Origin of the sequence: Chelatococcus asaccharovorans, assembly GCF_003201475.1 — a bacterium.
Taxonomy (GTDB): Bacteria; Pseudomonadota; Alphaproteobacteria; order Rhizobiales; family Beijerinckiaceae; genus Chelatococcus; species Chelatococcus asaccharovorans.
Window position 1 is genome coordinate 337,988 of the sequence record NZ_QJJK01000007.1, and the last position, 14,393, is coordinate 352,380.

At 65.5% G+C, this 14,393-nt stretch carries 11 protein-coding genes and 1 pseudogene; 6 read left to right on the forward strand and 6 right to left on the reverse strand.

Annotation, left to right across the window (positions count from 1 at the left end; translation table 11 throughout):
• The first annotated feature begins 501 nt into the window (after positions 1–501).
• Positions 502–1,240 (forward strand): annotated as a pseudogene (locus C7450_RS34645) (DUF3363 domain-containing protein).
• Between the two features lie 30 nt (positions 1,241–1,270).
• Here the strand turns inward: C7450_RS34645 and C7450_RS18350 are convergent.
• Positions 1,271–2,194 (reverse strand): LysR family transcriptional regulator, encoded by a 924-nt coding sequence (locus tag C7450_RS18350; protein ID WP_110375883.1) that lies wholly within the window; start codon positions 2,192–2,194, stop codon positions 1,271–1,273.
• 122 nt (positions 2,195–2,316) lie between these two features.
• Between C7450_RS18350 and C7450_RS18355 the strand changes: the two genes are divergently transcribed.
• A complete protein-coding gene (locus C7450_RS18355; protein ID WP_110375884.1) occupies positions 2,317–3,540 on the forward strand; it encodes an MFS transporter in 1,224 nt (407 codons plus the stop codon).
• Positions 3,537–4,460: an EthD domain-containing protein gene (locus C7450_RS18360; RefSeq protein ID WP_110375885.1), complete on the forward strand. Its 924-nt coding sequence runs from the start codon at positions 3,537–3,539 to the stop codon at positions 4,458–4,460. Before C7450_RS18355 ends, C7450_RS18360 begins: the two co-directional genes overlap by 4 nt.
• 62 nt (positions 4,461–4,522) lie before the next feature.
• Here C7450_RS18360 and C7450_RS18365 read toward each other — a convergent pair whose 3' ends face one another.
• Positions 4,523–5,401 (reverse strand): LysR family transcriptional regulator, encoded by an 879-nt coding sequence (locus tag C7450_RS18365; RefSeq protein ID WP_110375886.1) that lies wholly within the window; start codon positions 5,399–5,401, stop codon positions 4,523–4,525.
• A 101-nt stretch (positions 5,402–5,502) separates the two neighbouring features.
• Between C7450_RS18365 and gstA the strand changes: the two genes are divergently transcribed.
• Complete coding sequence (gstA, locus tag C7450_RS18370; protein ID WP_110376010.1) at positions 5,503–6,120, forward strand: glutathione transferase GstA; 618 nt, start codon at positions 5,503–5,505, stop codon at positions 6,118–6,120.
• Between the two features lie 68 nt (positions 6,121–6,188).
• On the opposite strand, the gene C7450_RS18375 is transcribed toward gstA, so the two are convergent.
• The 4 genes from C7450_RS18375 to C7450_RS18395 all read right to left on the reverse strand — a co-directional run bounded on the left by C7450_RS18375 (position 6,189) and on the right by C7450_RS18395 (position 10,555).
• Positions 6,189–6,404 (reverse strand): helix-turn-helix domain-containing protein, encoded by a 216-nt coding sequence (locus C7450_RS18375; RefSeq protein WP_110375887.1) that lies wholly within the window; start codon positions 6,402–6,404, stop codon positions 6,189–6,191.
• Positions 6,405–7,080: 676 nt separating this feature from the next.
• Positions 7,081–7,605, reverse strand: a complete 525-nt coding sequence (locus C7450_RS18385; protein ID WP_110375889.1) for a phenolic acid decarboxylase — start codon at positions 7,603–7,605, stop codon at positions 7,081–7,083.
• A 70-nt stretch (positions 7,606–7,675) separates the two neighbouring features.
• Positions 7,676–9,199, reverse strand: a complete 1,524-nt coding sequence (locus C7450_RS18390) for a UbiD family decarboxylase (protein ID WP_170147307.1) — start codon at positions 9,197–9,199, stop codon at positions 7,676–7,678.
• Between the two features lie 183 nt (positions 9,200–9,382).
• Positions 9,383–10,555: a PAS domain-containing protein gene (locus C7450_RS18395; RefSeq protein ID WP_110375891.1), complete on the reverse strand. Its 1,173-nt coding sequence runs from the start codon at positions 10,553–10,555 to the stop codon at positions 9,383–9,385.
• A gap of 315 nt (positions 10,556–10,870) precedes the next feature.
• On the opposite strand from C7450_RS18395, the gene dld reads away from it, so the two are divergent.
• Entirely contained in the window at positions 10,871–12,670 is a 1,800-nt protein-coding gene (dld, locus tag C7450_RS18400; RefSeq protein ID WP_425351229.1) for a D-lactate dehydrogenase, read from the forward strand.
• A 69-nt stretch (positions 12,671–12,739) separates the two neighbouring features.
• Positions 12,740–14,347, forward strand: a complete 1,608-nt coding sequence (locus tag C7450_RS18405) for a thiamine pyrophosphate-binding protein (RefSeq protein ID WP_110375892.1) — start codon at positions 12,740–12,742, stop codon at positions 14,345–14,347.
• The last annotated feature ends 46 nt before the right edge of the window (positions 14,348–14,393 follow it).

The window sequence follows — 14,393 nt, forward strand, 5'->3', positions numbered from 1 at the left end:
GTGATGCATCTTGCTCCTACGTTGAAGGCATTGAACGCTAGCGTGCGGGAAACGGCGGCGATGGCGAAATATTCGGAGGGGTCGCTCCGCCCTATGGTCCGATCGCGGCATAAAGTGCCCGGCTGAGGTCGGCGGAGAAGCGTCCGCCATTCGACATGCCTTCGAGCGCGGTGCTGGTGAAGGCGACCAGCGTCAGGCCTCTGATGGGATCGACGAACCAGCTATGGCCATAGGCTCCGCCCCAGCGCCAAGTGCCGGGAGACTAGGTTACGCCAGCCGCCGTTGAATCGCGCAGGATCGAGAAGCCGAGGCCATAGCCCCAGCCGGGTGAGCCTTTGATGTCGAGTTCGGCAATCTGATCGCGTGCCATCTCCGCTGAGCGATCGGGCGACACTCCGGCTGCAGCGCCGGTGCGCGATCTCTCCGCGAACGTGCCGCAGTCGGGCGGTCTGTTCGTGGCCCGAGCGGAAACGAGAGGGCCGCGATGAGGATGGCGCGTGGGTGGCCGAAGACGGCATCTATCGGCCGAGCCGCCATCTGGAGCAGGCTCGGTTCGACGGTCGTGTGCCGGGTGGGGACTATGAGGGCTTCGTCGATGCCCATGTCCGTCGGCTGGAGGCGTTGCGCCGCGCCGGGATCGCCGAGCGGATCGACGGCGATCAATGGCGCATCCCGGCAGATTTCGAGGTGCGCGCCGCCGGCTATGATGCCGGGCATAGTGCCCGCGCCAATATCCGCATCCTTTCCACTTTCGACCTCGAACGCCAGATCGGATCAGACGGTGCGACCTGGCTCGACCGGCGGCTGGTGGGCGCGGGCGAGTCGGATCTGTCAGCGTCAGGGTTCGGCGAACAGGTGCGCGAGGCGATGGCGCGCCGACGCGAGGCGCTGATCGACCACGGCGACGCTGTCCGCCAATCCGACGGACGCGTCGTCTATCGGCGCAACCTGATCGCCACGCTTCAGGAACGCGAGGTTGCCCGCGCGGGTGAGGAGCTGGCAGCCAAGAAATCGCTGCCGTTCCGAGCCGCGGCTGATGGCGAAGCCATCGCGGGGAAAGTTCACCGGAACCGTGCAGCTATCAAGCGGCAAGTTCGCGATCGTCGAGCAGAGCCACGAGTTCACACTGGTTCCCCGGCGGCCGGTCATCGACCGCCAGCTCGGCAAGGAAGTGTCCGGCATCGTGCGGGGTGGATCGGTGTCGTGGCAATTGGGGCGGCAGAAGGGATTGGAGATCTGATCTCAACACCGGGAAAGCTGGAGCGAAAGCTCATCTGTCGCGATCCCACGGCGGCTCAGGCAAAAAGCGGTTCACCAGTTCGTCGACCACGACGCGCACCTTCGGGCTCATCTGCCTGGTCTGCGGCCAGAGAGCGTGGATCGGAAAGCCTCGCGTCGTCACCGCCGGCAGCACCTGCGCAAGACGCCCGTCGCGTAAGTGGTCGGCAATCAGCCAAGTCGAGAGGAGCGCAATGCCTTGGCCGGCGAGGGCCGCATCGCAGATGGCCTCGCTGTGGTTGAACGAGAGCCGTCCGGAGACGGGCTTCGCCATGGGCGCACCCTTCCCATCCAGGAACCACCACGGCAAGGACTGTCCGCCACGGCCAAAGACGACGCAGGCATGAGCGCTGAGATCATCGAGCGAGGTGGGGCGCCCGTGCCTGTCGAGATAATCGGGGCTGGCGCAGAGCACCGATTGCTGCACACCCAACCTTCTGGCGACGAGTGTGGAGCTGTCATCGAGATCGCCGATGCGGATCACGAGGTCGATGCCTTCGTCAATCGGATCGATCCGCCGATCGGTCAGCGAGACTTCCAGCGACAGTTCCGGATACTGCGCGCCAATGTCGAGGAGCACGGGCAGCACCCATCGTCGGCCGAACACCACGGGCAGATCGATCCGCAGGCGCCCGCGCGGCCGCAGGCGATGGGCGTTGAGTGCCGCCTCGGCGTTTTCCAGGTCGGCCAGGACGCGCACGCAGGTCTCGTAGAAGGATTGACCTTCGGTCGTCAGCGCGAAGCGACGTGTTGTTCGGTTGAACAATCGAACTCCGAGCCGATCCTCGAGCCGCGCCACGCTCTTGGCGATACCGGATTTCGAGAGGCCGAGCCTCTCCGCCGCCAGCGTGAATCCGCCCGCGTCGGCGGCCTGGACGAAGGCTGTTATGCCACTGAGATGTTCGGCGGAAATCATCGCGACCTATTGACGACTATCAGTCAACTCATTTTGCCATACGAGGCGATTTATCACCACTACAGTCGCCAATAAAATGCTCCGGGTAGGGTCGTCCGGCCCGCATCCCACGGAGCGGCGCCATGCCAGGACCATCACATTCCACCGGCAGAGACAAAGAGAGGCGGTCGATCCCGCTGGCTCTGATCTGGCTTCTGGCGATCGGAGCCGGCGTCGGCGTCGCCAATGTCTATTACATCCAGCCGGTGGTTCCGCTGGTACGCGAGGCCTTCGGCATCGGATCGGAGCCGGCAAGCCTCGTCCCTGCGGTGAGCCAGGCCGGCTATGCCCTTGGAATGCTGCTGCTGGCCCCGCTCGGCGATCTCATCGACCGCAAGCGGCTCGTCCTTACCAAGTCGATCCTGCTCGTGCTTGCCCTGCTGGTGACGGCGCTTGCCCCGAACCTTTCCGTGCTTCTCGCCGTCAGCCTTACCGTCGGACTGCTCGGCAGCCTCGGCCAGGACTTCGTGCCCATGGCGGCGCACCTCGCGACGGCGGATGAGCGGGGGCGCACCATCGGGCTTGTGACCACGGGCCTACTCTGCGGCATCCTGTTGTCGCGCACCTTGGGCGGTGTCGTCGGCGATCTCTTCGGCTGGCGAGCGATCTACGCCTTGGCCGCCGCCATGGTGGCGCTGGTCGGCCTCGCGGTCTGGCGCTGGCTGCCGCTCCAGCCGGCGACCGCCAGCGGTTCCTATGGTGCTCTTCTCCTGAGTCTCGCCACCTTGGTCGAGCGACATGCCGTGTTGCGCAAGGCTCTGGCGACGCAAGGCCTGCTGGCGGCAACGCTTGGCGCCTTCTGGTCCACTCTGGCGCTGATGCTGGCCGAGCCGCCGCTCCATCTCGGTGCGGGTGTGGCCGGCGCCTTCGGATTGGCCGGCGCGGCGGGGGCCTTCGGCGCGCCCCTGTTCGGACGGCTCGCCGACGCCCGCGGGCCTGCCATCGCGATCCGCCTCGGCTGTCTGCTGGTCGCTCTTGCCTTCACCCTGATGCTGGTCTTGCCGCATTCGATCGCCGCGCTGATCGCTGGAGCGGTGCTGTTCGACCTCGGCGTCATGGCCGCGCTGGTTTCGCACCAGACCATCGTCACGACGATCGACCCCGCCGCGCGCAGCCGGCTGAACGGGCTGCTGATGACCGCCGCCATGATCGGCATGGCAATCGGTGCGCTCGTCGGCGGCTGGGCCTGGAGCCGCTACGGCTGGGCCGGCGTGTGCCTCACCAGTGCCGCCTGCGGCCTCGTCGCGCTGCTGCGCTCTCTGCTTCCGCCATCCGTTCCCTTCGCTGCAAAGGAATACGCCCGATGACCGCCTCTATCGCACCGTCCACGTCAACCGAGCCCGACGCTCGAACCGCTCCGCTGACGGTGCTGTTCTCGTTCCTGCTGCGCGCCGATCCGGTTGCCAACGCGTCCGAACCCGACCCCAATCTCAGTTTCGAAACATGGGGGGACTATTGGCGCAAGGTGCATGGCCCACGCTTCCTCCATCCCGACGAGCCGGACGATCGCAAGACCATCGAGCGGCTGCTGCGTTACGATCAGATTCACCGCGTGGCGTCGGGACCGACGAGCCTGAACCCGCCGCCTTACCAGCCACCGCTCGACGCGGACGGTCGCCTGTTCGAGACCATCGTCGGTCACGTCGAGCCCTACCGACGTCCTGAGTGGGACGGGGTCGCGTATCTCAACTTCGCGGGGCTCGACGATCTCGGCACGGTTCTCGGTGCTGAGCGTGTTCGTCGCAAGATCCTTCCCGAGGATCAGGCCATCTTCCGGGATCTCGGACCGGTGCTCGCCCGCCAGTTCATCATCATGCCGAACACGGTTGGTGACGACTCGATCGTCCTGATCAAGACGCATATCCGGCGCGATGATCTCGACCGCGAGACCTTCCAGCGCCGCTGGCTGCACGATCATGCCGAACTGGTGGTCGGCCAGGCCGATACGCAGCGTCTCGTGAAGCGCTACGTCCAACTGCATAACATCGGTCCCGTCACAGCGGGCGCGCCCTTCTTCCACCCCGTAGCCAGCCGGATCGATGGTGTGACGCTCATGGCCTTCGCTTCCATGAAGGATGTCGAGAGCTTCCTGTTGTCCGGTGGTCATGCCGCGATCGAGGAGGCGGAACGATCCATCGCGATCGTCGACGCGAGCGAATATTGGACCGGCCTGACCTTCACCGTTGTCGATCAGATCGCGCCGGAACGGGCATCGAGAACGTCATGAGGAAAGCCTATGCCCCGGCTTGAGTTTGGAAACAGGCGACAAACTCGGCGAGACAGCTTTCGCTATCCGCCCGCTGCGTTGGTCAGGCGCCGAGCGAGTTCGACAAATAGGTTGCCGGCTCGCGAGAGTGGCCGCACCGGCGAGGCGACGAGCCCGAACTCGCGATGCAGCGGTGAAGTGAGTTTCGAAACCCGGAAGCCGCGGTGCTGTTCCGGCAGGGTGGATTCCGGCACGAGGCTGACACCCGCGCCCTCCCGAACCAGGGCAATCGCGCTCGACCAGTCGCGCACCTCGATCTCAACGTTCTCAAGCGTCAATCCAGCCGCGTCGGCAAGCGAGCGGGCGTTCGTATGGCATCCGCCGGTGGCGAGGATGAAGGGCGCTGCCACCAGTTCGGCCAACGAGACCGAAGTCCGCCGTGACAGGGGATGCGCCGCCGGCAGGATCGGCACCCAGGCATCTCGCCCGAGCGGAACGGCATGTCTTGCCGGAGACGGGTTGAGAACGACGCCGAGGTCGATCGATCCCGCCGCGAGCCAAGCCTCCACTTCGATGTCGTCGGTTTCGAGCGGCACGAGGTCGATGCCCGGATGGAGCGTACGAAAACGCCGAAGCAAAGGCGGAAGGACCGTGGCGAAGACGCTTGGAAACCCCGCCAGACGGATGGCGCCGGTCTCCTCGCCGATCAGTGCCATCGCCTCCCTTTCGATCGCCTCCAGATGCGAAAGGGCCGTACGCGCATGGTCGAGCGCGCGCTCTCCGAAGGCGGTCAACTCGACACCCCGTGGCTGGCGGAAGAGCAGTTTCACTCCCAGGCTCTCTTCGAGCGCGGCCAGGGCTTGGCTCATCCCCGATTGGGTGACGCCGAGCTTGTCCGCAGCTGCGGTGAAGCTGCCGGCCTCGGCGACGGCGATCAGGCTCTGGAGCTGGGTCAGATTCATAGTAGGTGAGCTTATACCAGAAAAACATGTGAGTAATTTTTATTATGTCATGGGACCTGCCAATGTGGGTGGCGATCTACCCCCTCAGCGAGGCCCCGACGATGAAGCTCTATTTCGCCCCCGACACCTGTTCGCTCTCGCCGCACATCGTGCTTCAGGAGCTCGGACTGCCCTACGAGCTCGTCCGCGTGAACAACCGGACGAAACGCACATCCGCAGGCGAGGACTTCCTCGCCATCAACCCGAAGGGCTATGTCGCGGCGCTCGAACTCGAGACCGGCGAGGTTCTGACCGAAGGGCCGGCCATCGTTCAGTATCTGGCCGACCTGAAGCCGGAGGCGGAATTGGCTCCGGCCGCCGGTACGCTGGCGCGGGTTCGGCTCCAGGAATGGCTCAACTTCATTACCAGCGAGGTTCATGCCGGATCGAGCCCGCTGTTCAATCGAGCCTTGCCGGAGGAGGCGCTGGTGATCTTCCGGGACCGGCTGTTCCGGCGCCTCGACTTCATCGAGGTGAACCTCGCATCTCGGGATTATCTGGTGGGCGACGGCTTCACGGTCGCCGACGCCTATCTCTTCACCGTGCTCGGCTGGATGAAAGGCTTTTCGATCGACCTCGACCGTTGGCCGGCGATTGCGCTCTACCAGCACCGGATCGGCGCGCGGGCGTCCGTCCAATCTGCTTTGGCACGGGAGGCCGAAATCCCTCCGGTGGAATGACACGCAAGTTCGACTTCGACCCGTTGATCGGAGAGCGGTCAGCGGACACGGCGCGCGGCAGAGAAGATTCAGGGAGCGTCGTCGCGTCGGAACTTTCCCGGCGCTGAGCCGACGACCCGCCGGAAGGTTGTGCTGAAGGCCGCTTCGGATTCATAGCCGATGGAAAAGCCGATCGCCCCGACGCTGTCGTTCGTTCGCTTGAGCCGTTCCGCCGCGAGCACCATGCGCCAGCGGATGAGATAGTCCAGGGGCGGCCCGCGGCCGCGTTCTGATCCGCGAGACATTGGAGCAGCCAGTCGAGGTAGGCGCCCCTGATCGCGGCGAGGCCGCTTGCGGCTGGCTTCAGGTGGTCGAGACCGGGCAGGGTATTGGGAAGCGCCGTTGCGGCCGCCATCGCGATGAAAAGCTCGATGCCCTTTCCTCTGCCTCGCAGCGCGGCATGAAGCGGCTCCGCAATCCGCCCTGCCATGCTCCAGCCGAGCACGATGGCGTTGGCCGGCAGGCCATTGCGGTCCATGTAGCGAGCGATGATCTCAGCGCTCTGCTCCGCCCAGTCGATGACCGAAAATTGCGGGAATGCGGCGTCGAACACATCCCTGTTGTCGATCGGATAGGACAGGACCAGCGACGGGAAGCCTTCCTCATGCAGCCAATGACAAAGGAAATCGGCGGCCCTTCCCCCGGGCGGTCCATAGGCGATGCGACCGAGCACTCCTCCTCCTGTGACGAACACCACGACCGGAAGGCCCTCGCGCCCCGGTTCGAACCGCACCAGAGCCGGATAGCCGGCCGCCTCGGTCAACTCCTCGCCCGGATAGAGCATTGGGGATCTCGTCTTTGCTTCCGCCTGAGCGCGCCGTGTCGCGGCCAAGGCTACCCCGAGCATCGCGACTTGACGACGATTAAGGTCGCAGACACCCACTCTCGAACCTCTTTATCGCGTCCGGCCGCCGGCGCCCATCAGCCCACGTTGCGTCGCGTCGCATAGCCCGCAGGCAGGTCTTCCGGCGCGCAGGCGATGACGCTCTCGTCGTCGCGGCCGCAATCCTCCACGAAGGTGATGTCGGCGAACTCGTCGACGAGCATGGTCGGATAGGTCGGCCCCGCGTCGCGATACTGGCGCATCAGGTCGATCTTTTCGTTCTGGAAGCCGATGATCTTCTTCGGTTCCTGCTCGATCCAGCGCGGGAAGAAGGTGGCGCCATGGGCGCGGTTCTCATGGAGATTGTAGGCGACGCTCACGCAGGTGCCCGTCGGCTCGTGCCAGGAGACCTTGTACACACCGTCGGCAAGGCGGACGATGTGGACCTCCTGGCCCTTCACCCAGCGCCCGCCGACCATGCCGCCATGGACGCGGTAGTCGATGGTGCGCTCGTTCTTGAAGTACATCTCATACTGCCAGCCATTGGCATAAGTATAGATGATGTGTTTGCCTACGAAGGCGGCGATCTCCGCCGGATGGGTGGATTCGAATGCGTCGGTCATGGCTTTCCTCTCTCCGGCGGCGGGCTGATGCCCGGACTGGCTGCTTTTGACGTGGGGTGGATCGCGACGTTTACGTGAACCCGTACTCGCTCCAGCGCCGACGCACGCGGTCGACGATGTCCGCCGGATAGCCGTGGCGGAACGATGCCCGCATCGGCAGGGCTTCGCCCCATTCGTCCGGGGCAAGGCAGTTGTAGACGATCTTGCCTGTATGGCCAGAAACCTTCTCGCTCTTGCGGAGATAGGCCAGCATCGGCGCGCCCTCGACATCGTCGAACACAACATGGCCGAGCAGGGGATGGCAGCGCGTGGCGAAGGCCCAGACCAATTCCTTCAGGTCGGTCGGATCAACGTCGTCATTGAGCACGATCATCTTGGGGATCACCGCCCCCGCCTTGCTCGCGAACACCGCCTGCCCGATGCGCCGGCAGAGCGCCTCGCTCTCGCCGACGCCGCTGCGACGGCGCCAGTCACGCGGAACGGTGACCACCAGCCAGTGCAGCGCCGACTGCAGCGGGATCCAGGCCGTGCTGGCCGGGATGCCGGCCTTGCGCAGCTCATGGAGGAGCTGCGCCGAGCTCGGCAGGCCCCAGGCGGTATGGTTCTCCTCCACCGGCTCGCCGGCGACGACGACCGGAAGGATCGCGTTGTCGCGATGGCTGATGGCGGAGACCCGGTAGGTCGGCCGGCGCATCTGCGTATCCAACGGGATATAGCCGGCGAACTCGCCCATGGGGCCTTCCTCGACCAATTGGTCGAGATGGAGATGCCCTTCGATCAGGATCTCCGCGCTGGCGGGAGCTTCAAGATCGACCGTCCTGCATCGCACGGTCCTGATGGCGCGCCCGAGCAACGCGCCAAGGCGCCCGCCCTCGTCGACATGGGCCGGCAACGGCATGCCGCAGATGAAGGGAATGGCAGGCTCGACGCCGAGCGCCAGCGCGAACGGCATCGGCTTGCCCAGATCCGCCCAGGCCTTCGCCACCATGCCGAGGTGCTGCTCCGGCGCCACGATCCCCGAGAGGCGATCGCCGTCGATCACCATCATTCGCGCAATGGACCAGTTGGTCCAGGCGCCGTCCGGCGTGCGGACCACGATGCAGCCGAAGGTGTTGAGATAGCGACCGCCGTCCCCATAGTGCAGCAGCGGCACGGGCAACGCGGTGAGATCCACCGCGGCGCCGGTGACGACGTTCTCGAACACCGGCGCGTCGTCCACGACCACCGGGTCGATCGCCGGCCTGTCGAGGCTCGCGGCAATGGCCTCGGCGATCGCAAGGCCGCCCGTGGTCGACGGCAGCTCCAGCGCGACGGCAACGCGAACGAGCTCCATGCCGGGCTGCGCGCTGGCGCCGCCCGGAGCACCAAGGATGCGGAAGCGACCGGGGTGGTCGGAGAGAACGTTGAACAGGGGCGCCGGCGCCCCGGTCTCGATGCAGCGCCGGATGATGGCGCCAAGCTCCAGGTCGAGGGAGACCGGCGCGTCGATCTCCTGGATTTCCCCGAGGGCGCGCAGAGCCTCGATATAAAGGCGCAGGTCTGTGAGCGGCGCGATCATGCGCCTGCCTGGCGCAGGGGTGACGTGCTGTTGCATTGCGCGCATCCGGTCCCGGTTCGATTGACGGCAGACTAGCCAGCCCGGCCCGCCGCCTCATCGTCAGAACTGTCTATGCGGGAACCAGAGCCTCCAGGTCGCCTGAACATTTGGCGTCGACGGTGCTTTCGGTGGCGTCGTCCAAAGACCCATCACCGACGGACGGGGCGGGCCGAAGATCCTTCAGCGCAGCTGCGGCACCAGTGCCCCGAGGGTCGCCATTGTGCGCTCGAAGTCGCGCAGATTGTCCGCTTCCGACTTGCCCAGGATCGAGCGGATCTGGCTGCGGACGGTCATGAGAGAAACGCCGCGTCCGCGCGCCACGTCCTCGGCGCTGGCGCCGCCGGTGAGCGCGACCGCGACCTCAGCCTCGGCCCGGCTGAAGCCGAACATCTCGCTCAGCATGTCCGCCTGCGGCACCACCTTGCGGTTGAGCGGCCGCAGGAGGATGAGAGCCAAAGGGTCCCTGGCGTCGCCTTCGTCCCGGCCTCTCACGTCATTGGCAAGGCCCAGCGGCGCCGGGGCGACCGTCAGCGCGGCGATGGCACCGTTGCGCGAGGTGACACGCATAGCACCCCCGGAGCCCCCTGACGTGGCGGAGGCAACGCGCTTACGGAGCATGCCGGCCTCTTCGCGGGACATGGCGGCGAGATAGACACCACTGCCGGCGTAAGGGCCCGAGCGCAGGGAGAACAGCCCGGAATCGGGCCCGGCCAGGTACCTGCGGGCAATATCGTTGATGAAGCGAATCTTCAGACCTGCATCGACGACGCTCACGCCCACGGGAAGCGCGTCCAGGGCGGCCCGTGTCAGGGCGCCCGCCTCGTCCTCCCGCCCCAGCCGCGCGCGCAGCTCGATGGCGCGCTGGACATGTGGCATCAGGGTCATGAGCAGCCGGACATGGTTTTCCTCGAAGGCCCCGGCGTCGTCGCCGCGGGCCACCAGAATCGGGGTGGCCTCGGTGATGCCGGCCATGCCGCCGATCATGTGGCGACGCTCGTGATGCCTGGCGAAGTCGTAATAGAACTCACTGTGCAGGAAGTCATTCTCGGCGACCAGCTCGGCGCCAAGTTTCGCGCGTCCGAGGTGGTAGGCCCGCGCTGTCGCAAAGTCGTAGCGGGCTTTGGCGGCATAGGGGTCGCTGGCGTGGAAATAGGCCGAATATGCGGTCTCGCTGCCGTCGGCGGGCATCAGGAGGTTGCGCGGCCCGCCGGGTCCACCGAGGTTCAGCACGGCGCGCCGGGCGCCCATGATCCGGCAAATGCGCTCGCCGACATCCAGCCAACTGCCGTCCCCGGCACCGGCCTGGTAGATGGCGCCGACGCAATCGGCGAGCTCGCGCTCCGTGTCTTTCACGCTGGTTCAGCCTTGAAGGTATCCGGAAGATGCCAGAGAATCGCTGCCCTTTCAACGCATACCGACTACCGGGATGCGGCTGAAGCGTTTTGACCCCGGTCCACAGCTCTTCTTTCAACCCGAACAACAATCTTGGGCACCTCACCACTTCTGTTGATGTGCGTCCCAATGCTGTAGAGATAGGCTGACGTCTCATAAGCACACGCCGGGCGGCCCATCAGCCACCGACGGATCTATTTCAGGGACGATCGCCAGATCAGGCCGTTTGCCGCACGCGGCCGATAGCCAGAGGTGACGTAAGGGAGACCTGTCGCCATGGACGCTGCATTTCTCGATTTGAGCGTCCCAATGCGCGACGCTGCCGGACAAAAGACGATCGCGGATGAAGCGGGCCTCATCGCGGTCCTGCAGGACATCGTCGGTCGGTCGCATGTCCTGACAAACCCGGAGGCGACGCGGCGCTTTCGCACCGGCATAAGGTTCGGCTCCGGGCCGGTGGTCGCCGTGGTGCGGCCCGGCTCGCTGGTGGAGCAGTGGCGCGTTCTGAAGGCCTGCGTCGCGGCGGACAAGATCGTCATCATGCAGTCTGCCAACACCGGGGTCACCGGCGGCTCGACCCCCGACGGCGACGATTACGACCGCGGCATCGTGCTCATCAACACCATGCGTATCGAGGGCCTGCACCTGATTAACGATGGAAGGCAGGTGGTGTGCCTGCCGGGCACGACCCTGTTCCATCTGGAGAAGGCGCTGGACAAGATCGGCCGCGCGCCGCACTCGGTCATCGGCTCGTCCTGCATCGGCGCGTCGGTGTTCGGCGGCGTCTGCAACAATTCCGGCGGCGCCCTGATCCATCGTGGCCCGGCCTTCACCCAGCTCGCCTTGTTCGCGCGGCTGGACGAGGCGCGCGGGCTGCATCTCGTCAATCACCTGGGTATCGCGCTGGGCAACGACCCGGAGACCATCCTCGAAAAGCTGGAGTCGGGGGCGTTCACACCCGCCGACATCGTCAACGACCCCGCCCGCGCCGCCTCCGACCATGACTATGCGGACCATGTGCGCGACGTGGATGCGGCAACCCCGTCTCGCTTCAATGCCGATCCGCGCCGCCTGTTCGAGGCCTCCGGCAGCGCCGGCAAGGTGATGCTCATGGCGGTGCGCCTCGACACTTTCCCGAAAGAGAAGGAGCAGGTGGTCTTCTACATCGGCTCAAACGACACGGGCGAGCTCGAAAGCATCCGCCGCCACATCCTCCAGAGCTTCAAGACGCTGCCCATCGAGGGCGAGTACATGCACCGGGACTCCTTCGATTGCGCGGAGGTCTACGGCAAGGACACCTTCCTGGTGATCCATTATCTCGGCACCGACATGATCCCGCGGCTGTTCGCGCTCCAAGCGGCATTCGACAATTTCTGCCGGCGGATCGCGTTCCTGCCGAAGAACCTCAGCGCCAAGATGCTGCAGGCCCTGAGCCATCTCTTCCCCAAGCATCTACCCAAGCGAATGACCGACTATCGCGACCGCTTCGAGCACTATCTTCTTCTGAAGATGGGCGATGACGGGATCGCGGAGGCGCGCGCTTACCTCAAGTCGATCTTCCCTTCGCAGACCAGCGACTATTTCGAGTGCACGCCCGATGAAGGCGACAAGGCCTTCCTGCACCGCTTCGCCGCCGCCGGCGCCGCCATCCGCTACCGCGCGGTGCACGACAGGGAGGTGGAGGATATCGTTGCGCTGGACATCGCGCTGCGCCGCAACGACGAGAACTGGTTCGAGACGCTGCCCGAGGAAATCGACAAGCACATGATCCGCAAGCTCTATTGCGGCCACTTCTTCTGCCACGTCTTCCATCAGGACTATATCGTCGCGAAGGGCAGCAATTGCGAGGAGATCGAGCACGCCATGTGGAAGCTCCTCGACAAGCGCGGCGCGGAATATCCCGCCGAGCACAATGTGGGGCACCTTTATTTCGCGAAGCCCGCAATGGTCGACCATTTCAGGGCGCTCGATCCTTGCAACACCTTCAACCCCGGGATCGGGCGCACCACGAAATGCGCGCACTGGATGCCGCGCGGACAGAACGATGCACCAAGCCGCATCCGATGCGACGGCTGACAATATCGCATGCCAGTTGCGGCCCGAGCCGCTCGGAATGCTGCGGCAAGATCATTTTGGGGGAGAACCATGACGACACGGACCGGCGGCGAGCTCATCCAGGATTTTCTCGAGACTTATGACATTCCCTTCGTCTTCGGCAATCCGGGGACGACGGAGACGACCTTCCTCGCGGCCGTGGCGGCCTCGCAGGCCACCTATATCCTGGCGCTGCATGAATCGAGCGCGGTCGGCATTGCTGCGGGCTATGCCCTGATCACCGGCAAGCCGTCCATCGTCAGCCTCCATACCTATCCGGGCCTCGCCAACGGCATGTTCAACATGCGCAATGCACTGATGTCCGGGGTGCCCCTGCTGGTCATCAACGGGCAGCAGGACTCCCGCTTCCTGATCCACAATCCGGTGCTGGGCGCGCCCAATGTGCAACTGGCGCAGACCGCCACCAAATACGCCTATGAGGTGACCCGCACGGATGATCTCGCCGTCGCCCTGCAGCGCTGCTACCTGCACGCGCGGCTGCAGCCGACCGGTCCCGTTTTCCTCTCCATCCCCATGAACTTCATGCTGGAGGCAACCGGGCACACGACCTTCAAGAAGACGCGCATCGTCGAGGACGTGGTGCCGCACGCCATCGGCGAGGTGGCCGGCGCACTCGCGGCGGTGCCGAGGGACAAGCTCGCCATCGTCGCCGACTATGCGGTGGGCGCGGCGCACGGCATCGACGCCGTCAGCCGCATCGCCGGCACGCTCGGGGCCGACATCTATGCCGCCCCCTTCCACGTGCAGGGCACGGTTGATCCGCTGCATCCGAACTTCCGCGGCCAGCTTCCGCCCACCACGAAGGCGATCAACGAGACGCTGGGCCGCTACCACACCCTGCTGCTGATCGGCGAGAAGGTGGACAGCTTCACCTACGACGGCCTCCAGGCGCTGCCGGCGGAATTGCAGGTCATCCAGATCGCCCCGGCGGCCAGCCAGCTGGGCTTCGACTTTCCCTGCGACATGGCCGTGCTTGGCGACATCCACGCGACACTCGATGCGCTGGCGACAGCGCTCGGCGCCGACACGGCGCAAGCCGCCGCGCGGGCGGTCGACGAGGCGGCTCTGGATGCGAAATATCCCGGCTTGGGGCCGCGCGCGAGCGATGCGCTGATCCTGGCTGTGCTGCGCCATCTCGACCGGTCCACCCACGTCATCACGGAAGGGTCGTCCGAGGACGCCATCGTGCAGGATATGGCGGTGAGCCTGGGGTTCCGGAACGTCCATTTCTCGCCGCGCGGCGGCGGGCTGGGCTGGGCCCTGCCGCTGGGCGTCGGCATCGGCCTGGCGAGCGGCAAGCACGCCGTCTGCTTCGTGGGCGACGGCGGAAGTCTGTTCTCGATCCATGCGCTGTGGACGGCGGCGAAATACGCCATTCCGTCCATTTTCATCTGCTTCGTGAACAACGAATACAGGCTGCTGAAGGACCTGTGGTGCAACGTGATGGGAACGACCATCGCGACCACGCACTTTGTCGGCCTGGACTTCAGCGATCCCGATGTGGACCTTGAGAAGATTGCCGAGGGGTTCGGCGCGCGCGTCGAGAGGATCGACGCTGTCGGGAGCGTCGGCGATGTGCTCGCCCGCGCGCTCGCCCATCAAGGGCCGAGCTTCCTGATCATCAATCGCGAGCCGTGAACCGGCGGCGGCGCGGCACTGCCCCGCCGCATCCCCATCGAAGCGG

What these genes read in the sequence shown, in the direction of transcription:
- C7450_RS18350 (WP_110375883.1), bottom strand. Translation starts at nt 2,194, where the DNA reads ATGATTTCCGCCGAACATCTCAGTGGCATAACAGCCTTCGTCCAGGCC.
- C7450_RS18355 (WP_110375884.1), top strand. Translation starts at nt 2,317, where the DNA reads ATGCCAGGACCATCACATTCCACCGGCAGAGACAAAGAGAGGCGGTCG.
- C7450_RS18360 (WP_110375885.1), top strand. Translation starts at nt 3,537, where the DNA reads ATGACCGCCTCTATCGCACCGTCCACGTCAACCGAGCCCGACGCTCGA.
- C7450_RS18365 (WP_110375886.1), bottom strand. Translation starts at nt 5,401, where the DNA reads ATGAATCTGACCCAGCTCCAGAGCCTGATCGCCGTCGCCGAGGCCGGC.
- gstA (WP_110376010.1), top strand. Translation starts at nt 5,503, where the DNA reads ATGAAGCTCTATTTCGCCCCCGACACCTGTTCGCTCTCGCCGCACATC.
- C7450_RS18375 (WP_110375887.1), bottom strand. Translation starts at nt 6,404, where the DNA reads ATGTCTCGCGGATCAGAACGCGGCCGCGGGCCGCCCCTGGACTATCTC.
- C7450_RS18385 (WP_110375889.1), bottom strand. Translation starts at nt 7,605, where the DNA reads ATGACCGACGCATTCGAATCCACCCATCCGGCGGAGATCGCCGCCTTC.
- C7450_RS18390 (WP_170147307.1), bottom strand. Translation starts at nt 9,199, where the DNA reads ATGCAACAGCACGTCACCCCTGCGCCAGGCAGGCGCATGATCGCGCCG.
- dld (WP_425351229.1), top strand. Translation starts at nt 10,871, where the DNA reads ATGGACGCTGCATTTCTCGATTTGAGCGTCCCAATGCGCGACGCTGCC.
- C7450_RS18405 (WP_110375892.1), top strand. Translation starts at nt 12,740, where the DNA reads ATGACGACACGGACCGGCGGCGAGCTCATCCAGGATTTTCTCGAGACT.